Genomic DNA, 22,610 nt, shown 5'->3' on the forward strand with positions numbered 1-22,610 from the left:
ATCTAGTTAAAACAAGTTTAATTATTCACCTTTATTTTTTTTGATGATATCATCAGCGATTGATTTTGGAACTTCTGCATAGTGATCGAAGTACATTGTGTAAGTACCGCGACCTTGAGTGTTAGAACGTAATGAAGTTGCATAACCGAACATTTCTGAAAGTGGTACATAAGCGTTAACAACTTGTGCATTACCACGAGGTTCCATACCATCAACACGTCCACGACGAGCTGTTACGTCACCCATGATATCGCCCATGTATTCTTCAGGCATTTCGATTGTTACTTTCATCATTGGTTCTAAGATAACTGGATCACATTTTTTAGCAGCTTCTTTAAGCGCTAATGATGCAGCAATTTTGAAGGCCATTTCTGATGAATCGACATCATGGTATGAACCATCAAATAATTTAGCTTTAACATCGATTAATGGATATCCAGCTAAGACACCGTTTTCCATAGCATCTTTAAGACCAGCTTCAACTGATGGAATGTATTCACGAGGAACTACACCACCAACGATAGCGTTTTCGAATTCGAAACCTGCGCCAGTTTCGTTTGGTGTGAATTCAATGTGAACATCACCGTATTGACCACGACCACCAGATTGACGAGAGAATTTACCTTGAACTTGTGCAGATTGCTTGAATGTTTCACGGTATGAAACCATTGGCGCACCTACATTACATTCAACGTTGAATTCTTTCTTCATACGGTCAACTAAGATGTCTAAGTGTAACTCACCCATACCACCGATGATAACTTGTCCAGTTTCTTCATCTGTGTGTGCATGGAAAGTAGGGTCTTCTTCTTGTAATTTAACTAAAGCTTGAGTCATTTTATCTTGGTCAGCTTTAGATTTAGGTTCTACTGATAAGTGGATAACTGGTTCTGGGAATTCCATTGATTCTAAGATAATGTCATTCTTTTCACCACATAATGTGTCACCAGTACCTGTATCTTTAAGACCAACTGCAGCAGCGATATCGCCTGAGTAAACAGTATCGATTTCTTGACGTGAGTTAGCGTGCATTTGTAATAAACGACCTACACGTTCACGTTTGTCTTTAGTTGAGTTCTTAATGTAAGAACCTGATGTTAAAGTACCTGAATATACACGGAAGAAAGTTAATTTACCAACATAAGGGTCAGTCATAACTTTAAATGCTAATGCAGCGAATTCAGCTGAATCGTCTGGTTTAGCAATTACTTCTTCTTCAGGATTGTCAGCACGGTGGCCAACAATTGGTTTAACATCTAAAGGTGATGGTAAGTAGTCAATTACTGCGTTAAGCATTAATTGAACACCTTTGTTTTTGAATGCTGTACCACAAAGTACTGGGTAGAATTCTACGTCAGTAGTTGCTTGACGGATAGCATCTTTTAATTCTTCAACTGAAATTTCTTCGTCACCAAGATATTTTTCCATTAAATCGTCGTTAGTTTCAGCAACTGCTTCGATTAAATTAGAACGAGCTTCTTCTGCTCTTTCTTTGTGATCTTCAGGAATTTCAATTTCGTCAATTTCAGTACCTAAGTCGTTTGTATATTTGAAACATTTCATTTCAACTAAGTCAATGATAGCTTCAAATTCGTCTTCGGCACCAATTGGTAATTGGATAGGTGCAGCGTTAGCATCTAAACGATCATGTAATGTGCTTACAGAATAATCGAAGTTAGCACCTAATTTATCCATTTTGTTTACGAATACGATACGAGGTACACCGTATGTTGTAGCTTGACGCCAAACTGTTTCAGTTTGAGGTTCTACACCTGATTGCGCATCAAGTACAGTAACCGCACCATCAAGTACACGTAATGAACGTTCAACCTCTACAGTGAAGTCTACGTGTCCTGGAGTATCGATAATGTTTACACGGTGGCCATCCCATTGAGCTGTTGTAGCAGCTGATGTGATTGTAATACCACGGTCTTGTTCTTGTTCCATCCAGTCCATTTGTGAAGCACCTTCGTGTGTTTCACCAATTTTGTGGATACGACCTGTATAGTAAAGAATACGTTCAGTCGTAGTTGTTTTACCAGCATCGATGTGAGCCATGATACCGATATTACGAGTGTTTTTCAAAGAAAAGTCTCTAGCCATTGTTTTTCTCCTTCCAGTAATTACTGAATAAGTACTATTGAATATGGCGATGCCCTAAGCATGAGCCATCTTATTTGGTAAACCAATGTGACGGAACACACTCAGGGTTAAAGCTTTAATCTTACCAGCGGTAGTGAGCGAATGCTTTGTTCGCTTCAGCCATTTTGTGAGTGTCCTCACGTTTCTTAACGGCACCACCTGTATTATTAGCAGCATCTAAGATTTCGTTAGCTAAACGATCTTCCATAGTTTTTTCACCACGAAGACGAGCGTAGTTTACTAACCAACGTAATCCTAGAGTCGTACGACGTTCAGGGCGAACCTCAACTGGTACTTGGTAGTTTGAACCACCCACACGACGAGCTTTTACTTCTAATACTGGCATAATATTGTTGATTGCTTCTTCAAATACTTCTAAAGCATCACGACCACTGCGTTGTTCTACAAGGTCAAATGCTGAATAAAGAATTCTTTGTGCAGTTCCGCGTTTACCATCTAACATAATTTTGTTGATCAATTTTGTAACTAATTTAGAGTTATGAATTGGATCTGGTAATACGTCTCTTTTAGGTACTGATCCTTTACGAGGCATAATTAAAATCCTCCCTTCCTATTATAGTATATTATTAAAAATTGAAATTAAAATTTACACAATCTTAAACTTAATTTTTAGGTTTTTTAGTTCCGTATAATGAACGGCCTTGTCTACGTCCGTCAACACCTGAAGTATCAAGTGCACCACGTACGATGTGGTAACGCACACCAGGTAAGTCTTTTACACGTCCACCACGTACAAGTACTACACTGTGTTCTTGTAAGTTATGGCCGATACCAGGGATGTATGCGTTGATTTCAATATTGTTTGATAAACGCACACGTGCATATTTACGTAACGCTGAGTTAGGTTTTTTAGGTGTCATAGTACCTACACGAGTACAAACACCACGTTTTTGAGGTGAGTTTAAGTTAGTAAATTGTTTCTTTTTACTATTAAAACCTTTGTTTAAAGCTGGTGAATCTGATTTTTTAGATTTGCTTTGTCTAGGTTTACGTACTAATTGGTTAATAGTTGGCATTGAAATGTCCTCCTCTCTTCACTTTTTAATTCCACACATCCAGGTGGTTCATTTTTAGGTTAAATAAAATTTAGTAAGCAAAATACTTACTAATTCTCATTCAATAACGCAACAATGGTTGCATTAACATTAATACCTACATAGTTACCTAAAGCATGTTTGCTTTGATAATAAGTGATAGGTATATTTTTATGATTGATTAAACTAAATACGTGAGCTAACAAATGCACCTCAACGTCTTGAGCAATAATCAAAGATGCAACTTGATCTCTATTTAACGCTTTAAGCGTTTCTTTAAGACCAACTACATAGTGTTGTTTGTTAAAGCGTGCAACTTTTTCATTAGACATTAAAATATCCTCCAAAGTTCTGCTTGCATCAACCTTTACAATAATAACACTTATTGAAGTATCAAGTCAACATTTTTTGTAGACTTTTTACTCATTTTAAAAATTAAAGAACGAGAGCGAGACTACCTCTTTAAAAGTTAGATATGTCCCGTCTCGTCAATTATGAAAATAATTCCTAATAGGCTTTATTTTATAGTTTATTCAATAACTTCGGCTTCTTCAGTTTCAGTAACTGGTGTTTCCGCTTTATCGTATTTAACGTCGCTATAACGTCTCATACCAGTACCAGCTGGAATTAACTTACCGATAATAACGTTCTCTTTAAGTCCAAGTAAGTCATCACGTTTACCTTTGATAGCTGCATCTGTAAGCACACGTGTTGTTTCTTGGAATGACGCTGCTGATAAGAAGCTTTCTGTTTCAAGAGAAGCTTTAGTAATACCAAGCAATACTGGTTTAGCTGTTGCTGGACGTTTACGTTCTTTAAATGCTTCTCTGTTTGCATCTGTAAAGTTATGAATATCAACCAATGAACCAGGTAATAACTTAGTATCGCCAGCTTCAATGATTCTAACTTTACGTAGCATTTGTCTTACCATTACTTCAACGTGTTTATCGTCGATTTCTACACCTTGCATACGATAAACTTTTTGAACTTCTTTAAGTAAGTAGCTTTCAGTTGCATTTAAACCAGCAACGGCTAAGAAGTTCTTAGGCTCGATTGAACCTTCTGTTAACACTTCACCACGTTCAACTGATTGACCGATTTCTACTTTCAATCTAGAAGTACCTGAAGCTAAGTAAGATCTTGTTTCATTAGCACCTTTAACAACAATTTCTTGTTGACGGTCTTTAGCTAATTTAATATCTTCAACGACACCTTCGATTTCAGTAATCACGGCTTGACCTTTAGGATTACGTGCTTCGAAAATCTCTTGGATACGAGGAAGACCTTGAGTGATATCGCTTCCTGCTACACCACCTGTATGGAATGTACGCATTGTAAGTTGGGTACCAGGTTCACCGATTGATTGTGCAGCGATTGTACCAACTGCTTCACCCACTTCAACTTTTTCACCTGTTGCAAGGTTTTTACCGTAACATTTTTCACAAACACCGTGACGTGTGTTACAAGTAAATGCTGAGCGGATGTACATTTGTTCAATGCCTGCATCAGTGATTTTCTTAGCAATTTCAGCTGTAATTAATTCATCTGGACGAATGATAATTTCATCCGTTTCAGGATGACGAATTGTTTCTTTAGAGTAACGTCCTTCAATACGTTCGATGAATGGTTCGATCATTTCTGTACCTTCTTTGATATCAGAAACGAGTAAACCACGGTCTGTACCACAGTCTTCTTCACGAACGATAACATCTTGTGCAACGTCAACAAGACGACGAGTAAGGTAACCAGAGTCAGCTGTTTTAAGGGCTGTATCGGCAAGACCTTTACGCGCACCGTGAGTAGAGATGAAGTATTCTAATACCGTTAAACCTTCACGGAATGAAGATGTGATAGGTAACTCGATAATTTTACCTGATGGAGCGGCCATTAAACCACGCATACCAGCTAACTGAGTAAAGTTAGATGCGTTACCACGGGCACCAGAGTCACTCATCATGAAGATTGGGTTTGTTTTCTCAAGTGATTGCATTAATTCGCCTTGAATTTGATCTTTGGCATCTGTCCAAATTTCAACAACCGCATTATAACGTTCATCTTCAGTAATTAAACCACGGTTAAATTGTTTAGATACGCGTTCAACTAATTTTTCATGTTCATCTAAGATATCTTGTTTATCTGGAAGTACAACAATATCTGCTACACCAACAGTAATACCCGCTTTAGATGAGAATTTGAAACCTAAATCTTTCATACGGTCAAGCATCATAGATGTGTCAGTGATGCTAAATCTATTGAAGACTTCGGCAATAATATTACCTAAGAATTTTTTATTGAATGGTTCAATAAGTTCTTGTTCTTCAAAGTAAGCTTTAAGTCCACCTTCACCTAATTGAGTTGGATCAATAAAGTATTTATCCGGTGTTTTACCTTCAAGATTAGTTTGGCTAGGTTCATTAATAAATGCGAATGAATCAGGAATGATTTCATTGAAGATCACTTTACCTACTGAAGTAGCTAAAATTTTGTTGTTTTGAGCTTCTGTAAATGTAGGGTTATTAAATGATTTCGCATGCACACCAATACGAGTGTGTAAATGTACATAACCATTTGCATATGCTTTAAGCACTTCATTAGTATCATTAAAGATTGTGCCAGTGTTTACTGCATCTTTACGTTCTAAAGTAAGGTAATAGTTACCTAGTACCATATCTTGTGATGGTGTTACAACAGGTTTACCATCTTTAGGGTTCAAGATGTTTTGCGCAGCTAGCATTAACATACGTGCTTCAGCTTGTGCTTCTTTAGATAAAGGAACGTGAACAGCCATTTGGTCACCGTCAAAGTCCGCGTTGTAAGCTGTTGTTACAAGTGGGTGAAGACGGATAGCACGACCTTCAACTAATGTAGGTTCGAATGCTTGGATACCTAATCTGTGAAGTGTAGGTGCACGGTTAAGTAATACAGGATGTTCTCTGATAACATCTTCTAATACGTCCCAAACTTCATCGTCCATACGTTCAATTTTACTTTTAGCGTTTTTGATGTTCGTAGCAATTTCACGTTGAACTAATTCTTTCATTACGAATGGTTTGAACAATTCAAGGGCCATTTCTTTAGGTAATCCACATTGATACATTTTCAAGCTTGGTCCAACTGCAATAACTGAACGACCTGAATAGTCAACACGTTTACCAAGTAAGTTTTGACGGAAACGACCTTGTTTACCTTTCAGCATATGTGAAAGAGATTTCAATGGTCTGTTACCTGGACCAGTAACTGGACGACCACGACGACCGTTGTCAATTAAAGCATCTACAGCTTCTTGTAACATACGTTTTTCGTTTTGAACGATGATGCCAGGAGCACCTAAGTCTAATAAACGTTTCAAACGGTTGTTACGGTTAATTACACGACGGTATAAGTCATTTAAATCACTTGTTGCGAAACGTCCACCATCTAACTGAACCATTGGACGGATTTCTGGTGGAATAATTGGAAGTACATCTAAAATCATCCATGCTGGGTTATTACCAGAGTTTCTGAATGATTCAACAACTTCTAAACGTTTAATCGCACGTGTCAATCTTTGACCTGTTGCAGATTCTAATTCGTCACGTAATGATTTTAATTCTTCGTCTAAGTTGATTTCTTCTAATAAATCTTTAATACCTTCAGCACCCATTTTAGCGACAAATTGGCCTGGATATTTATCATAATAATCTCTGAATTCAGCTTCAGATAGTAAAGATTTTTTCTCTAAGCCAGTTGGGCCTGGATCTACAACAACATATGAAGCGAAGTAAATCACTTCTTCTAATGCTCTAGGAGACATGTCTAATAAAAGACCCATACGACTTGGAATACCTTTGAAATACCAAATATGTGAAACTGGAGCAGCTAATTCAATGTGTCCCATTCTTTCACGACGTACTTTAGATTTAGTTACTTCTACACCACATCTGTCACAGACCATGCCTTTGTAGCGTACACGTTTGTACTTACCACAACTACATTCCCAGTCTTTTGTAGGTCCAAAAATTCTTTCACAGAAAAGACCATCTTTTTCTGGTTTCAATGTACGATAGTTGATTGTTTCTGGTTTTTTTACTTCACCGTATGACCATGAACGGATTTTTTCAGGTGAGGCTAAACCGATTTTCATATAATGGAAATTATTTACATCAATCAAGGAGCCTACCTCCTTCAATTTAGATTAGCTGTGCTATTTGATTGATTTACATCTATTGAAACTAAAACAAGTCATTATGAATATAGGGAGGAAATCAGTACGATTTATCCATGTTTCAGAATTAAATCGAACTGAGTTTCATATCCCTTATGTTAGATAACTTCTATTTCTAATTAGTCAGTAGTTTCTTTTTGTGTTTCAGGAACATCTTTTTGTTGTAAATCTACTTTGCGCTCAGTTGCATCTTCATCATCAACATCCGCCATTTCGATTTCATTATCATGTTCATCCATAACTTTGACATCTAAACCTAAACTTTGTAATTCTTTCATCAATACACGGAATGATTCTGGAACACTTGGTCTAGAGATGTTTTCACCTTTAACGATAGCTTCGTAAGTTTTAACACGTCCTACAGTATCGTCAGATTTGTAAGTTAAGATTTCTTGTAATGTGTAAGCAGCACCATAAGCTTCTAGTGCCCATACCTCCATCTCACCAAAACGTTGTCCACCGAATTGTGCTTTACCACCAAGTGGTTGTTGCGTTACAAGTGAGTATGGACCAGTTGAACGCGCATGAAGTTTGTCGTCAACCATGTGTGCAAGTTTAAGCATGTACATAACACCAACAGAAATACGATTATCGAATGGTTCACCTGTTCTACCATCGTATAAGACTGTTTTACCGTCACGCGCCATACCTGCCTCTTCGATTGTTGACCATACATCATCATCGTTCGCACCATCGAATACTGGAGATGCAACATGGATGCCTAAGTTTTTAGCAGCCATACCTAAGTGTAGTTCTAATACTTGTCCGATGTTCATACGAGATGGTACACCAAGTGGGTTTAACATGATATCGATTGGACGTCCATCTGGTAAGTAAGGCATATCTTCTTCAGGTACAATCTTAGAGATAACCCCTTTGTTACCGTGACGACCACACATTTTATCCCCAACGTGGATTTTACGTTTTTGTACGATGTATACACGTACTAATTGGTTAACGCCTGGTGATAAAGTATCATCGCCTTCTTCACGATTAAACACTTTAACATCAAGAACGATACCACCGGCACCGTGAGGTACACGTAATGATGTATCACGTACTTCACGTGCTTTCTCACCGAAGATAGCATGTAATAATCTTTCTTCAGCTGTTAATTCAGTCACACCTTTAGGCGTTACTTTACCTACTAAGATGTCACCGTCTTTAACTTCAGCACCAACGTAGACAATACCACGATCATCTAAGTTTTTAAGTGCATTTTCTGACACGTTTGGAATGTCACGAGTGATTTCTTCAGGTCCTAGTTTAGTATCACGCGCTTCTGATTCATATTCTTCAATATGAATTGAAGTATAAACGTCATCTTTAACTAGACGTTCACTCATAATAACAGCATCCTCATAGTTGTAACCGTCCCAAGTCATGAAACCAACTACAACGTTACGTCCTAACGCCATTTCACCTAATTCCATAGATGGTCCGTCAGCTAAAATTTCATTGTACTCAACAACGTCGCCAACTGTAACAATTGGACGTTGGTTATAACACGTACCTGTATTTGAACGTTTGAATTTAGCTAATGGATAGCGATCTAATTCACCTTCATGTTCAATGCCGTTCTCTTCTACTAATCGACGAACTAAGATTTCTTTAGATTCAACATGTTCAACACGACCTCTATGTTTAGCAGTAATTGCAGCGCCTGAGTCACGTGCAGCAACGTGTTCCATACCTGTACCAACAAATGGTGCTTCAGTGTTCATCAATGGTACTGCTTGACGTTGCATGTTCGCACCCATTAAGGCACGGTTAGAGTCATCGTTTTCAAGGAATGGAATACATGCTGTCGCAGCTGATACTACTTGTTTTGGAGATACGTCCATGTAGTCCATTTTCTCTTTGGCCATAACTGTGTTATTACCACGGAAACGACATACTACTTCATCATCTAAGAAACGGCCATTTTCATCTAAGCGAGAGTTCGCTTGGGCAACTACATAGCTATCTTCTTCATCAGCTGTTAAGTAGTCGATTTGATCTGTAATAGAGTTAGTGTCTAAGTCTACTTTACGATATGGTGTTTCAATGAAACCAAATTCATTCACACGTGCATAACTTGAAAGTGAGTTGATCAAACCAATGTTTGGTCCCTCTGGTGTCTCGATAGGACACATACGTCCATAGTGAGAGTAGTGAACGTCACGCACTTCCATTTGAGCACGTTCACGTGTTAAACCACCAGGTCCTAGGGCAGATAGACGACGTTTATGTGTTAACTCAGCTAACGGGTTAGCTTGGTCCATGAATTGTGATAATTGAGAGCTACCGAAGAACTCTTTAATAGAAGCAATTACAGGACGAATATTAATTAATTGTTGTGGTGTGATTGAATCTGTATCTTGAATTGACATTCTTTCACGCACAACACGTTCCATTCTTGATAAACCGATACGGAATTGGTTTTGTAATAATTCACCAACTGAACGTAAACGACGGTTACCTAAATGGTCAATGTCGTCTGTATAACCAATACCATTTAACAAGTTAAAGAAATAACTCATTGACGCAATGATATCTGCTGGTGTAATACATTTAACTTCTGAATCAGGTAAAGCATTACCAATTAAAGTAGTTGTACGACCTTCTTCATCATTTGGAACGTAAACTTTAATTGATTGAATTTCAACAGGTTCATCAATAACTGTACCTTCTAATTCAAACACTTCACTATTAGCATTTGTTTCTAAAACTTCCATAATTTCGTCTAATTTACGACGATCTAATACTGTACCTTCTTCAGCAACAATTTCACCAGTTTCGCTATTGACGATTGGTTCTGCTAATTTTTGGTTAAATAAGCGGTGTTTTAAGTGTAACTTTTTATTTGCTTTGTAACGACCAACACTTGCTAAATCATAACGTTTAGGGTCGAAAAAGCGTGAATATAATAAACTTTTCGCATTTTCAACTGTTGGTGGCTCACCAGGACGTAAACGTTCGTATATTTCTAATAATGCTTGTTCAGTATTTTCAGTGCTGTCTTTTTCAAGTGTATTACGTAAGTATTCACTGTCTCCTAATAAATCAATAATTGATTGATCGTGAGAGAAACCTAAAGCACGTAATAATACTGTTAACGGTAATTTACGTGTTCTATCAATACGTACATATACTACATCTTTCGCATCCGTTTCATATTCTAACCATGCACCACGGTTAGGAATAATTGTTGCATCGTAGTTTTCACGACCGTTTTTGTCAATTTTCTCATTGAAGTAAACGGATGGTGAACGTACTAATTGAGACACGATTACACGTTCTGCACCATTGATTACAAATGTACCTGTATCTGTCATTAATGGGAAGTCACCCATGAATACTTCTTGTTCTTTAACTTCGCCAGTTTCTTTAATTATTAGACGTACTTTAACACGAAGAGGTGCAGCATAAGTAGCGTCACGGTTTTTTGATTCTTCTAAATCATATTTTGGTTCACCTAATCGATAATCTACAAATTCTAATGAAAGGTTACCTGTGAAATCTTCAATTGGAGAGATATCACGGAACATTTCTAATAAACCTTCTTTTAGGAACCAGTCGTAAGATTTAGTTTGAATTTCTATTAAGTTTGGTAATTCTAATACTTCTGAAATTCTCGCATAATTTCTACGTTTACGATGTCTTCCATATTGGACAACTTGACCTGCCAAACAGATTCACCCCTCAAATATTGTGTGATGAACCAATACGCATGAAAATTTCGTATAACAAGACAAAAAGAAAACGGCAACACAGTTGATGACACCATTTTCGATTCTACATTTATTCTTGTTTATCATACTCTTTTCGCGTAAAAGTACACACTTATTGAACATAAATTTTTACATTTTATAACTATATCAGAATACACTTTTGAAATCAACCTTTTCGGCTTTTCAAAATGTAGTATCCCTTGTTCTTATTAACAATTTCGACATTATTAAAAATCTCTTCCATTTTCTTCTTAGCAGAAGGCATACCCTGTTTCTTTTGGATCACAACGTACAACTCACCTTGAGCATTGAGCTGTTGATATGCTTCTTCGAAAATACGATGAACAACTTCTTTTCCAGCTCTAATAGGAGGATTTGTTAGCACATAATCGAAATGACAATCCTTCAATTGCGATAAACCATCGCTTTCCTTAATAATGACGTTATCAATTTGATTTGCTTTTTTATTCTTTTCAGCAAGACTTAACGCACGATGATTAACATCAACCATGGTAATTTGATGATGCGGTGAAACTTTAGCAATCATTAATCCAATCGGGCCATAGCCACACCCGACATCAGCAATTGCTTTACTTGGACCAGGAGGATGTTCATTTAAAAAGGTTTGTACTAAAGTATCTGATCCAAAATCTACTTGCGCTTTTGAGAATACGCCTGCATCTGTAGTTAGATTTAATTGATGTTTATGGTAATGATAGTGAATGACTCTTTCATCACTTTGTACATCAGGATTTTCATCATAATAGTGTCCCATAACGCCACCTCTTTTTTTCATTGTTCATCTTTATTTTACTAGAAAATGAAGTAAAACCCCGTTATCGTGATAACGGGGTTTTAATTTCTCAAAGAATTCAAGTTAATTATATCAATGTACTGTTATAAATACATCGAATATACTAACTTTCGATATTAAGTTAAGATACTAGAATTATTTTAATTCTACAGTAGCTCCAACTTCTTCTAATTGTTCTTTAAGTTTTTCAGCTTCTTCTTTAGCAACGCCTTCTTTGATTACTTTAGGAGCGTTATCTACTAATTCTTTAGCATCTTTTAAGCCTAAGCCAGTTGCTTCTTTAACTGCTTTAACAACTTTGATTTTTGAAGATCCAGCTGAAGTTAACTCAACGTCAAATTCAGTTTTTTCTGCTGCTGCGTCTCCGCCACCAGCTGCACCAGCTGCTGCTACAGGAGCTGCTGCTGTTACACCAAATTCTTCTTCAATTGCTTTTACTAAATCGTTTAATTCTAATACTGACATTTCTTTAATTGCTTCAATGATTTGTTCTTGATTAGCCATTTTATATTTCCTCCAATTATTTTAAAATTTTATGCGCAATTATTCAGCGCTTTCTTCTTTTTGTTCTCCAACAGCTTTAACCGCATAAGCGAAGTTGCGTACTGGAGCTTGTAATACTGATAAAAGCATAGAAACAAGACCATCGTGTGAAGGTAATGAACCAACAGTTTTAACTTCTTCTGCTGAAATAAGGTTACCTTCCATAACGCCTGTTTTGATTTCTAAAGCTTCATGTTCTTTAGCAAATCCTGCGATAACTTTCGCTGGTGCTACTACATCTTCAGTTGAAGTTGCAACAGCTGTAGGACCTGTTAAGAATTCATCTAAGCCTTCGATACCTGCTTGTTCAGCTGCACGACGAACCATAGTGTTTTTATAAACTTTATATTCAACACCAGCTTCACGTAATTGTGAACGTAATTCAGTTACTTCTGCAACAGTTAAGCCACGGTAGTCGACGATAACAGTTGAAACTGAATTTTTAAGTTGTTCAGCAATAACATCAACTTGTTGTTTTTTAGCTTCGATAATAGCAGACATTCAGACACCTCCATTTTTATTTTTGGTGCTTTTTAAATTTCTCAATAAAAAAAGCACTTTCTACCCACGGCAAAAAGCGCTTGAAAGATCATTTATATGATCACACGTTCAAGTCAATTTTAGCCTCGGCAGGATGATGTTTTAAGTTAATGGTTAACTCCTACTGTCTTAGGTAAAATAATCACAATAAATAATATAACCTCATTGTTGTAATATGTCAATAACTTTTTCAATTTTTTTGTAATCAACCGAGCAAAAGTTATAGTCATTGTAGAAATTAAGCGTTATGTTACATCCACATACGACCACTAATGTTTATAGATGACTTTTAATAGCCTGTGCATACAGATGTTTTACGCGTCATCTTCATGCGACACTTTTTACAGGACTTAATTTATATCTATACATAAAAATAACCTGCGACTTTCAAAAAGTCACAGGTTCTATTTTCAATAAGTTTACACTTAATTATAATTTGAATGATGAAGTATCAATTTTAACTCCAGGACCCATTGTTGTAGTTACAGCAACAGATTTGAAGTAAGTACCTTTAGCTGATGATGGTTTAGCTTTAGCTAAAACATCTTGTAACGTTTTGAAGTTTTCAACTAATTTTTCATCGCTAAATGAAACTTTACCGATTGAAGCATGTACAATACCAGCTTTTTCAGCACGGTATTCAACTTTACCAGCTTTGATTTCTTCAACAGCTTTTTTAACGTCCATAGTTACTGTACCAGTTTTAGGGTTTGGCATTAAACCTTTAGGTCCTAATACACGACCTAATTTACCAACTTCGCCCATCATGTCTGGAGTAGCTACTACTACGTCAAAGTCGAACCAACCTTGTTGGATTTTTTGTACGTATTCAGATTCACCTACGTAATCTGCGCCTGCTTCTTCTGCTTCAGTGATTTTGTCACCTTTAGCAAATACTAATACACGTTGTGATTTACCAGTTCCGTTTGGTAACACTACTGCACCACGGATTTGTTGGTCATTTTTACGTGTATCAATTCCTAAACGGAAAGCAACTTCAACTGATGCGTCAAAGTTAGCAATGCTTGTTTCTTTAGCTAAGCTGATTGCTTCTTCAACACTATAGTGTTTAGTACGATCAACTTTATTAGCTGCTTCTTGATACTTTTTACCTTTTTTAGCCATTTATTGTTCCTCCTTTAGTGGTTTTAGCGGAATTTCCTCCCACGCTTACTTGTGTCTAACACAAGTTAAGAGCAGATAACAGATGAATGTCTAATGTTTGAGTAATCTCATAAGAAATTACTAGTCATCCAGACCAATCATAGACAATATTGTCGTTGTCATTTCTGTTACCTGCTATCGTCTATCAGTTTATTTCAAAATTAAACTAACTTAATATTCTTTAATTATTGTACAGTGATACCCATACTACGTGCAGTACCTTCGATAATACGCATAGCTGCTTCTTCGTCTGCAGCATTTAAGTCTTGCATTTTAGTTTGAGCAATTTCACGTACTTGATCTTTAGTTACTGTAGCAACTTTAGTTTTGTTAGGTTCACCAGAACCTTTTTCTACGCCAGCTGCTTTTTTAAGTAGTACTGGAGCCGGTGGAGTTTTAGTAATGAATGTAAATGAACGATCTTCATAAACACTGATTTCTACCGGAATGATTAAACCTGCTTGTTCTTGCGTACGTGCGTTGAATTCTTTACAGAATCCCATGATGTTCACACCTGCTTGACCTAATGCTGGACCAACTGGTGGTGCTGGGTTCGCTTTACCTGCAGGAATTTGTAATTTAACTACTTTTTCTACTTTTTTAGCCACGATGTGCACCTCCTTGATATCGTGATGTGGTCACAGGGCTCAGTTTTGCCCTCCCACTCATAAACATTTCGTGACGAAATGAGCGCTATAAAAACGCGACCACATTATTTTAACACTGAACCAACTTAAAAAGCAATAGTAAAATTTCATCTTTTTAGTTGTTCAATATTTTTCCATAATTACTTGATTATAATTTTTCGATTTGATCAAATTCAACTTCAACTGGTGTTTCTCTTCCGAACATATCAACCAATACTGTTAATTTGAACTTGTCAGGTTCAATCTCTTGAACTTCTCCTACTTGATTAGCAAATGGTCCAGATTTAATACGAACTTGTTCACCGACATCTAATTCAACATCAATTGTTTTTTCTTTCAATCCCATTTGTTTCAAGATGAATCTCATTTCTTCAGGAAGTAATGGATTTGGTTTAGAACCTGCACCAGCTGAACCAACGAATCCTGTAACACCTGGTGTATTACGTACTACATACCAAGATTCATCAGTCATTACTAATTCTACAAGTACATAACCAGGGAATGTTTTTTTAAGTAGTTTTTTAGCTTTCCCATCTTTAACTTGTGTTTCTTCCTCTTCAGGTATGACAACTCTAAAAATCTGTTCTGTCATATTCATTGATTCTACTCTTTTTTCTAAATTCTTCTTAACCTTGTTTTCATATCCAGAATACGTATGCACAGCATACCAACGCTTTGCGCCAACCTCTTCAGACATGTTGTCACTCCTTATTCTTATCTAAATAATTCAATTAAATTACCAATACCTATATCTAACACCCAGAAAAAGACCATAAAGAAGATTACTGTAGAAACTACAATCACAGTATATTTAAAAAGTTCTTCTTTTGTTGGCCAACTTGTTTTTTCCATTTCACTTTTAACGCCTTGGAAGAAACTATCTTTTTCTTTGTTTGTGCCCTTATCTTTAGCCATCAAAATTACCTCCATACTCACAGTTAGTTAACCGCTACCTCTAATCGTAATAGTTCCACTATTATTTAGACTCTTTGTGAATCGTATGCGCATTACATCTCGAACAATATTTTTTTAATTCTAATCTCGTTGCAGAAGTTTCTTTTTTCGGTACATTATAGTTTCTTGTACCACAAACTTCACAAATTAAAGGTACTTTTTTCAATTCAGTTCACCTTTGCTCATTTTAATACCAGTATACTATACATAAATCAAACATTAAATGTCAAACTAGCACCGCTATATAAATGCTATTACAACTTACTAATGATGCTTCAATAAATAACACTTCATTTTTATTTTACAACGTTGAATACTATTGTAAACCACTTTATCTTTAATACCTAAATGTTTCGCAATTTCATTAGGCGTATAATCAGACATTAGTAATTGTGCTACGCAACGTTCAAACTGACTTAGTGCTGTTAAACTACGCGTTAGCATTTTACGTTGCTCATGTAACATACATGCTTCTTCAATACGTTTGATAGATTGGTTCAATCTATATTCGATGACATAGTCATTAATCATACTATCTCGTTTATTCATTTCGGTATACTTTCTTCTCCAAAAATCATTTCGCATTGAACGTACAATACAGTTTAAATAATGTTCGAAAGGAACATTCGTACTAAAATCAAATGTATGGAGTGCTAGGTAAATTCTGATTAGTGATTCTTGTACTAAATCTTCTATTTCTTCATTCTGTACTCTAGAACTTTTAAACTTTTGAATAAGCTTCGGTTGTATATGATTTACTATTTCTATAAATAATCTTTCTCGTTCGAGACTGCAATGACTATTTTGAAACGCTTTAAATGTCTCCTCTAGTTGTTTGAATTGATGCGCCATAAACCTTCCCTTTCAAATTAAGTTAGAGAAAGTTTATACGATGTTATTTTCAAAAGACAAGTGGGCAATTTCAATCTTTGTTATGATTCCCGCGTCTTATTTTTTCAAATTCTGCTAATACATCATTTGATAATGAAATTCGAGTTCTTGGTTTACTTTCTGTGAAATTATCCAAAGACTTACTGACCGTGATTTCATTCTCTCTTAAATCACGCCACATTTCTCTCGAAGATACTCGATATGCGCCAGCACCAAATATGGCATGTTGCTCACTCATATCACTCGTTACAACGGTAATATGTGTTGTGTGTTTGTTATATAGGTTATAAACATAACGTTCGATATAGCTATCTGCTGTTTCTTTTTCTTTAGTAAATACTGTTTTTACACCATGATAAATGTATTCTCTTTCTATACCTGATTGTTCATATGCATCAAACACACATACAACTTCATCAGCGACAACAGCATTATAGTTAGCAATGGCATCTAATAATTGTTCGCGTGCTTCTTGCAAATTATGCTTTGCAATCTTACCGAGTTCCGGTGACTGTCCAATCATATTGTAGCCATCAATAATTAAATATCTATCTTTCATGCGTTGTCCTCAATTTGATGACGTTTACGATAGACCTCATACATCATTAGACTCGCAGCTACAGATGCATTAAGGCTATTCACATGTCCAACCATTGGTATCTTGATGTAAAAATCACATTTATCTTTAACTAATCTACTCATACCTTGACCTTCACTACCTATAACGATAGCTAATGGCATATCCGCCGCCATATCTCTATAGTCTGTGGCATTATCCGCTTCAGCACCAGCCACCCAGTAGCCATGTTCCTTTAATTCATCAATGGTTTTAGCTAAATTTGTAACACGCATAACCGGAACGTGTTGGATCGCACCAGTGGATGCTTTAGCTACAGTTTGTGTCAGCGCAACTGAACGTCTTTTAGGAATAATAACACCATCAACACCACTAGCATCTGCCGTTCTTAATATTGAACCTAAGTTATGTGGGTCTTCCAAGCCATCTAAAATTACAACCGTTGATAAACCTTCTTTATCTTTTTGCGATTGTATAAATTGATCGAAATCCGCATATTCATATGGGGCAATCAGTGCAGCGACACCTTGATGAGGTGCATTTGCTAAATTATCTAATTTGGATTTTGGCACAGTTTGCACAATTAATTTTTGTGCTTTTGCATTTTGTAAAATATCATTAATTTGTTGCTTTCTAATACCTTCTTGAATCCAAATTTTATTAATTGTATGGCCAGAAACAATCGCTTCTTTAACAGCATGTCTACCGACAATAACGATATCTTCCACTGTCTTCACTACCTTTCATTGACTGTTTGTACAATCATATCAAGTAAATTTTTCAATCTTTCTTCTTGATGATCTAAATATAAAAATCCAATGACTGCTTCTAACCCAGAACTTTTACGGTAAGTTTGAATATCTGTATTTTTAGCCTTAGTGTGACTTTTAGCATTGCGACCTCTTTTAACAATGTCTCGTTCTTCATCAGTGAACCAATTCATTTCAAACAATGTTTCTAAAGTTTGTGCCTGACTTTTAGCAGACACATAACTTTTCGAAACTTGATGTAATCGATTGGGCTTACTTTGTAATTTAAGAACAATATATTCACGCACGTGCTGGTCCAATACTGCGTCACCCATGTAGGCTAATGTTAATGGATTTAATAATTTAATATCCATACTATCCACGTTTAAAGCGTACACCTTGCGGCGTATCTTCTAGTATAATATTTTGTTCTTTAAGCATATCTCTAATTTCATCTGCACGTGCAAAGTCTTTATTTTTACGCGCTTCATTACGTTCTTCGATGAGTTTTTCAATATCTTCATCAAGTAACATATCTGATTCATTACCTTTAAGTGGCACACCGAGCACATCACTGAATATTTGATAAACTTCTTTAAATCTTGAAATGACTTGCGTAGATGTATTGTTTTCTAAAACGTATTTATTCGCAAGTTTAGACAAATCATACCAAGCAGTAACTGCGTTGGCAGTATTGAAATCATCATCCATAACAGTCTCAAATTGTTCTAAAATAGCATCGATTTGATCAATATAATTAGATTGGTCAACAATATCTGTCGCAATCGTTTCACGTTCTTCTATCAATTGATAACTATTTCGGATACGCTCTAAACCACTCTTAGCTGCATTAACCAGTTCTAAATTATAATTAATAGGACTTCTATAATGTACGCTAATCATAAAGAATCGTAATACATCAGGATCTACTTCTTTAATAATGTCATGCACTAAAATAAAGTTACCTAATGATTTACTCATTTTTTCGTTATCAATATTTATAAAGCCGTTATGCATCCAGTAATTTGCAAATGGCGCGTGATTATGTGCTTCTGATTGGGCAATCTCATTTTCATGATGTGGGAATTGTAAATCAGAACCACCGGCGTGAATATCAATTGTTTTACCTAATTCGTGAAACGCCATTACAGAACATTCAATATGCCAACCTGGACGTCCTTCACCAAAAGGACTTTCCCAACTAATTTCACCAGGTTTTGCTTTTTTCCATAATGTGAAATCTAGCGCATCTTCTTTTTGTTCTCCAGCTTCAATTCTTGCGCCTACTTTTAAATCATCTAATGACTGATGACTTAATTTACCGTACCCCTCAAATTGACGCGTTCTAAAATATACATCGCCATCACTCTCGTAGGCATAACCGTCGTCAACTAAATCTTTAATAAAATCAATAATCTCGTCCATATGATTCATTACACGAGGATTTGAAGTAGCTTTCTTAACATTTAATGCGCCAACATCTTCATAAAATGCTTTAATATATTTATCTGCAATATCTGGCACACTCTCATTCAATTCTTTCGAACGGTTAATTAATTTATCGTCTACATCAGTGAAATTTGAAACATAAATCACTTCATACCCTTTATATTCGAAATATCTACGCACCACATCATAATTAATAGCTGGACGCGCATTACCAATATGAATGTAATTGTATACCGTCGGACCGCAAACATACATTTTCACCTTACCTGGTTCAATCGGTTCAAATGTCTCTTTTTGACGTGTCAAAGTATTATATAATGTAATCATCTTTAATCTCTCCGTTCTTAGCTTTTTCTAGTTGTTTTTCTAGTTGCTTAATTTGTTCAAATAATGGGTCAGGTAAATTACGATGATCAAATGTTTTACCAATACGTTTACCTTCTTGTTTAACAATATGTCCTGGAATACCGACGACAGTCGTATAACTTGGAACTGATTGTAATACTACTGAATTCGCACCAATATTTACATTTGAATCAATTTGAATATTACCTAGCACTTTTGATCCCGCTGCGATTAATACGTTATCGCCAATATCAGGATGACGTTTTCCTTTTTCTTTACCTGTACCACCTAGTGTGACACCTTGATAAATAGTTACATTATCACCAATTGTACAAGTTTCACCAATGACAACGCCCATACCATGGTCTATGAATAAGCGTTTGCCAATTTTAGCACCTGGATGTATTTCAATCCCTGTAAAGAAACGTGATACTTGAGATATGATTCTCGCAAGTACATAACGTTTTTTATTATATAGTTTATGCGCAATTAGATGACTCCATACTGCATGTAATCCAGCATAAGTTGTAATCACCTCAAATGTTGTACGCGCTGCTGGGTCTTGTTCAAACACCATTTTCACATCGTCTCTAATTCTTTTTATCAAGACTGTCGCCCCCTCAGTTTTTTAAAAAGTTAAAAATTTATCAAAATCAATATACACACTACTGATATACATAATAGATAAACAAAATAGCACCCCTAACACTAAGATGCTAGAGGCGCTACTGCACGGTTCCACTCTGTATTCTAGATAAAATTAAGCTAGTACTTCACCCTACCTATAGGTGATAAAGTTAACTTTATCATACTCATTGACTTTATTTAGTTGATCAAACAAAGGTGCATTCAATATCGTCTATGGTGTACTCGCAGCGACCGTACACTCTCTGAAATCATAGTCTAATATTTACTAATCCTTTGCGCTTGTAATATCAATATTAACATGACTTTACCATGTTTAACTTTATCTTATTTGCTTTAATGTAAAATTTCAAGTGTTAGCTAAATGAAAAGTTCATCTTGTTCACGTATATGCTTTACACCATTTACACGTATTTTTTTAATCGTGATAATACTTTGTCTTTACCTAGTACTTCAATAGTATTTGGTAATTCAGGACCATGCATTTGACCTGTTACGGCAACACGAATTGGCATGAATAATTGTTTACCTTTAATACCTGTTTCTTTTTGTACTTCTTTAATTGTCTTTTTGATGTCACCCGCTTCAAATGGTTCTAAAGCTTCTAATTTACCATATAGATGTGACATTAATTCTGGTACTTGTTCCCCATTAATAACCTCTTGCTCTTCTTCACCTAATTCAGGCATTTCATGGAAGAACATTTCAGATAACGGTACAATTTCGCCTGCATAACTCATTTCTTTTTGGTAAAGTGCAACTAATTTGCGACCCCATTCTCTATCAGCTTCACTTGGAGATTCTGGGATTAAATTAGCTTTGATAAGATGCGGTAATGCAAGTTCAAATACAGTATCCGTATCTTTCGTTTTCATATATTGGTTATTAACCCAAGCTAATTTTTGTCTATCGAACATTGCTGGTGATTTAGAAAGACGTTTCTCATCAAAGATCTTAATAAATTCTTCTTTAGAATAGATTTCTTCTTCGCCTTCTGGAGACCAACCTAATAATGTAATAAAGTTAAATAATGCTTCTGGTAAGTAACCTAAGTCACGATATTGCTCGATAAATTGTAAAATTTGACCATCACGTTTACTTAGTTTTTTGCGTTCTTCATTAACAATTAATGACATATGACCAAAACGTGGTGGTTCCCAACCAAACGCTTCATAAATCATAAGTTGTTTAGGTGTGTTAGAAACATGGTCATCCCCACGAATAACATCAGAAATTTCCATATAGTGATCATCGATGGCTACAGCAAAATTATACGTAGGTATGCCGTCTTTTTTAACGATAACCCAATCTCCTATGTTATTTGAATCGAATGAAATTTCACCTTTCACCATGTCATTAAACGTATACGTTTGATCTTGAGGCACACGGAATCTAATTGATGGGCGACGTCCTTCAGCTTCAAATTGTTGACGTTCCTCTTCAGTTAAATGTGCGTGTTGGCCACCATAACGTGGCATTTCACCACGTGCAATTTGTTCTTCACGTTCTTTTTCAAGTTCTTCTTCAGTCATATAACATTTATAAGCTTTATCTTCATCCAATAATTGCTGGATAAGTGGATTATAGATGTCACCGCGTTCAGATTGACGATAAGGACCATAACCTTTATCTTTATCGATAGATTCATCCCAATCTAAACCTAACCATTTCAAGTTATCAAATTGAGATGACTCACCATCTTCAAGATTACGTTTACTATCTGTATCTTCAATACGCACTACGAAATCACCATCGTAATGTTTAGCAAATAAATAGTTAAATAATGCAGTTCTTGCATTACCAATGTGTAAATATCCAGTTGGACTTGGCGCATATCTCACTCTAATGCGTTCACTCATCGTATTCACTCCTATAATTATTAATTCTGTTTTACCATCGAATTCATACGCTTTATCTAATATAGGTGACGCGCTCTGTAATTTAACCGAGCAGTCATACACCATTCAGAAACATCTTCAAACCATTAGAAAAAAGTTATTCCAAACTATCATTTTAGACGTGTTTCCGAATAACTTTCCACTTTACATTCATCTTAGATAAAAGTTCGCATTTCTTCATTATTGTAGCATTAAATCAATACTTTGATAAGTCACATGTTTCCACTTACCACACTTAGTTGCACATTCACTCACATTACATAAATAGGTTTCATGCTTT

The 22,610-nt window shown here is 35.9% G+C and carries 21 protein-coding genes and 1 other annotated feature; all 21 genes read right to left on the bottom strand.

The features are described from left to right. Nucleotides 1-21: 21 nt before the first annotated feature. The 21 genes from fusA to gltX all read right to left on the bottom strand — a co-directional run bounded on the left by fusA (nt 22) and on the right by gltX (nt 22,291). Nucleotides 22-2,103 carry an elongation factor G gene (fusA, locus tag JVV30_RS04545; RefSeq protein ID WP_070854628.1) on the bottom strand — a complete coding sequence of 694 codons (2,082 nt, stop codon included), beginning with the start codon at nt 2,101-2,103 and terminating at the stop codon, nt 22-24. Nucleotides 2,104-2,224: 121 nt separating this feature from the next. Further along, entirely contained in the window at nt 2,225-2,695 is a 471-nt protein-coding gene (gene rpsG, locus JVV30_RS04550) for a 30S ribosomal protein S7 (protein ID WP_001137495.1), read from the bottom strand. Between the two features lie 70 nt (nt 2,696-2,765). After that, complete coding sequence (gene rpsL / locus JVV30_RS04555; protein WP_053031033.1) at nt 2,766-3,179, bottom strand: 30S ribosomal protein S12; 414 nt, start codon at nt 3,177-3,179, stop codon at nt 2,766-2,768. A gap of 89 nt (nt 3,180-3,268) precedes the next feature. Further along, on the bottom strand, nt 3,269-3,529 hold the full coding sequence (locus tag JVV30_RS04560; protein WP_053031031.1) for a ribosomal L7Ae/L30e/S12e/Gadd45 family protein: 261 nt from the start codon (nt 3,527-3,529) through the stop codon (nt 3,269-3,271). A 197-nt stretch (nt 3,530-3,726) separates the two neighbouring features. Beyond that, the gene (rpoC, locus tag JVV30_RS04565; RefSeq protein ID WP_174841861.1) at nt 3,727-7,320 is read right to left on the bottom strand and encodes a DNA-directed RNA polymerase subunit beta'; all 3,594 of its coding nucleotides are present in this window, start codon (nt 7,318-7,320) and stop codon (nt 3,727-3,729) included. Between the two features lie 200 nt (nt 7,321-7,520). Next, nucleotides 7,521-11,072 carry a DNA-directed RNA polymerase subunit beta gene (gene rpoB, locus JVV30_RS04570; RefSeq protein ID WP_070854629.1) on the bottom strand — a complete coding sequence of 1,184 codons (3,552 nt, stop codon included), beginning with the start codon at nt 11,070-11,072 and terminating at the stop codon, nt 7,521-7,523. 208 nt (nt 11,073-11,280) lie between these two features. Beyond that, nucleotides 11,281-11,889, bottom strand: coding sequence for a class I SAM-dependent methyltransferase (locus JVV30_RS04575; RefSeq protein ID WP_070854630.1), 609 nt, complete (start codon nt 11,887-11,889; stop codon nt 11,281-11,283). Nucleotides 11,890-12,063: 174 nt separating this feature from the next. Continuing rightward, nucleotides 12,064-12,432 carry a 50S ribosomal protein L7/L12 gene (rplL, locus tag JVV30_RS04580; RefSeq protein WP_011276720.1) on the bottom strand — a complete coding sequence of 123 codons (369 nt, stop codon included), beginning with the start codon at nt 12,430-12,432 and terminating at the stop codon, nt 12,064-12,066. A 39-nt stretch (nt 12,433-12,471) separates the two neighbouring features. Next, complete coding sequence (gene rplJ, locus JVV30_RS04585; protein WP_053031024.1) at nt 12,472-12,972, bottom strand: 50S ribosomal protein L10; 501 nt, start codon at nt 12,970-12,972, stop codon at nt 12,472-12,474. Between the two features lie 38 nt (nt 12,973-13,010). Then, nucleotides 13,011-13,163, bottom strand: a sequence feature (ribosomal protein L10 leader region). Nucleotides 13,164-13,440: 277 nt separating this feature from the next. Then, the gene (gene rplA / locus JVV30_RS04590; RefSeq protein WP_011276724.1) at nt 13,441-14,136 is read right to left on the bottom strand and encodes a 50S ribosomal protein L1; all 696 of its coding nucleotides are present in this window, start codon (nt 14,134-14,136) and stop codon (nt 13,441-13,443) included. A gap of 224 nt (nt 14,137-14,360) precedes the next feature. After that, entirely contained in the window at nt 14,361-14,783 is a 423-nt protein-coding gene (gene rplK / locus JVV30_RS04595) for a 50S ribosomal protein L11 (RefSeq protein WP_001832298.1), read from the bottom strand. A gap of 187 nt (nt 14,784-14,970) precedes the next feature. Continuing rightward, nucleotides 14,971-15,519, bottom strand: coding sequence for a transcription termination/antitermination protein NusG (gene nusG, locus JVV30_RS04600; protein ID WP_053031020.1), 549 nt, complete (start codon nt 15,517-15,519; stop codon nt 14,971-14,973). Between the two features lie 17 nt (nt 15,520-15,536). Further along, on the bottom strand, nt 15,537-15,737 hold the full coding sequence (secE, locus tag JVV30_RS04605; RefSeq protein ID WP_011276726.1) for a preprotein translocase subunit SecE: 201 nt from the start codon (nt 15,735-15,737) through the stop codon (nt 15,537-15,539). 61 nt (nt 15,738-15,798) lie between these two features. After that, nucleotides 15,799-15,942 carry a 50S ribosomal protein L33 gene (gene rpmG / locus JVV30_RS04610; protein WP_080365550.1) on the bottom strand — a complete coding sequence of 48 codons (144 nt, stop codon included), beginning with the start codon at nt 15,940-15,942 and terminating at the stop codon, nt 15,799-15,801. 98 nt (nt 15,943-16,040) lie between these two features. Continuing rightward, the gene (locus tag JVV30_RS04615; RefSeq protein ID WP_070854631.1) at nt 16,041-16,628 is read right to left on the bottom strand and encodes a sigma-70 family RNA polymerase sigma factor; all 588 of its coding nucleotides are present in this window, start codon (nt 16,626-16,628) and stop codon (nt 16,041-16,043) included. Between the two features lie 70 nt (nt 16,629-16,698). Then, nucleotides 16,699-17,226 (bottom strand): NYN domain-containing protein, encoded by a 528-nt coding sequence (locus JVV30_RS04620; protein ID WP_053031016.1) that lies wholly within the window; start codon nt 17,224-17,226, stop codon nt 16,699-16,701. Beyond that, nucleotides 17,223-17,972: a 23S rRNA (guanosine(2251)-2'-O)-methyltransferase RlmB gene (gene rlmB, locus JVV30_RS04625; protein ID WP_070854632.1), complete on the bottom strand. Its 750-nt coding sequence runs from the start codon at nt 17,970-17,972 to the stop codon at nt 17,223-17,225. Before rlmB ends, JVV30_RS04620 begins: the two co-directional genes overlap by 4 nt. 8 nt (nt 17,973-17,980) lie before the next feature. Then, nucleotides 17,981-18,367, bottom strand: a complete 387-nt coding sequence (locus tag JVV30_RS04630; protein WP_070854633.1) for a Mini-ribonuclease 3 — start codon at nt 18,365-18,367, stop codon at nt 17,981-17,983. Between the two features lies 1 nt (nt 18,368). Beyond that, nucleotides 18,369-19,769: a cysteine--tRNA ligase gene (cysS, locus tag JVV30_RS04635; protein ID WP_053031010.1), complete on the bottom strand. Its 1,401-nt coding sequence runs from the start codon at nt 19,767-19,769 to the stop codon at nt 18,369-18,371. Continuing rightward, nucleotides 19,753-20,394, bottom strand: a complete 642-nt coding sequence (cysE, locus tag JVV30_RS04640; protein ID WP_070854635.1) for a serine O-acetyltransferase — start codon at nt 20,392-20,394, stop codon at nt 19,753-19,755. Before cysE ends, cysS begins: the two co-directional genes overlap by 17 nt. 442 nt (nt 20,395-20,836) lie before the next feature. Continuing rightward, nucleotides 20,837-22,291 carry a glutamate--tRNA ligase gene (gene gltX / locus JVV30_RS04645; RefSeq protein ID WP_070854636.1) on the bottom strand — a complete coding sequence of 485 codons (1,455 nt, stop codon included), beginning with the start codon at nt 22,289-22,291 and terminating at the stop codon, nt 20,837-20,839. Between the last annotated feature and the right edge of the window lie 319 nt (nt 22,292-22,610).

This window comes from Staphylococcus sp. GDY8P47P (genome assembly GCF_016892225.1).
GTDB classification, from domain to species: Bacteria; Bacillota; Bacilli; order Staphylococcales; family Staphylococcaceae; genus Staphylococcus; species Staphylococcus borealis.

Bases quoted from the DNA above. Each gene is read 5' to 3' on its own strand.
- fusA (WP_070854628.1), bottom strand. From the start codon at position 2,103: ATGGCTAGAGACTTTTCTTTGAAAAACACTCGTAATATCGGTATCATG.
- rpsG (WP_001137495.1), bottom strand. From the start codon at position 2,695: ATGCCTCGTAAAGGATCAGTACCTAAAAGAGACGTATTACCAGATCCA.
- rpsL (WP_053031033.1), bottom strand. From the start codon at position 3,179: ATGCCAACTATTAACCAATTAGTACGTAAACCTAGACAAAGCAAATCT.
- JVV30_RS04560 (WP_053031031.1), bottom strand. From the start codon at position 3,529: ATGTCTAATGAAAAAGTTGCACGCTTTAACAAACAACACTATGTAGTT.
- rpoC (WP_174841861.1), bottom strand. From the start codon at position 7,320: ATGAAAATCGGTTTAGCCTCACCTGAAAAAATCCGTTCATGGTCATAC.
- JVV30_RS04575 (WP_070854630.1), bottom strand. From the start codon at position 11,889: ATGGGACACTATTATGATGAAAATCCTGATGTACAAAGTGATGAAAGA.
- rplL (WP_011276720.1), bottom strand. From the start codon at position 12,432: ATGGCTAATCAAGAACAAATCATTGAAGCAATTAAAGAAATGTCAGTA.
- rplJ (WP_053031024.1), bottom strand. From the start codon at position 12,972: ATGTCTGCTATTATCGAAGCTAAAAAACAACAAGTTGATGTTATTGCT.
- rplA (WP_011276724.1), bottom strand. From the start codon at position 14,136: ATGGCTAAAAAAGGTAAAAAGTATCAAGAAGCAGCTAATAAAGTTGAT.
- nusG (WP_053031020.1), bottom strand. From the start codon at position 15,519: ATGTCTGAAGAGGTTGGCGCAAAGCGTTGGTATGCTGTGCATACGTAT.
- secE (WP_011276726.1), bottom strand. From the start codon at position 15,737: ATGGCTAAAGATAAGGGCACAAACAAAGAAAAAGATAGTTTCTTCCAA.
- JVV30_RS04615 (WP_070854631.1), bottom strand. From the start codon at position 16,628: ATGGCGCATCAATTCAAACAACTAGAGGAGACATTTAAAGCGTTTCAA.
- JVV30_RS04620 (WP_053031016.1), bottom strand. From the start codon at position 17,226: ATGAAAGATAGATATTTAATTATTGATGGCTACAATATGATTGGACAG.
- JVV30_RS04630 (WP_070854633.1), bottom strand. From the start codon at position 18,367: ATGGATATTAAATTATTAAATCCATTAACATTAGCCTACATGGGTGAC.
- cysS (WP_053031010.1), bottom strand. From the start codon at position 19,769: ATGATTACATTATATAATACTTTGACACGTCAAAAAGAGACATTTGAA.
- gltX (WP_070854636.1), bottom strand. From the start codon at position 22,291: ATGAGTGAACGCATTAGAGTGAGATATGCGCCAAGTCCAACTGGATAT.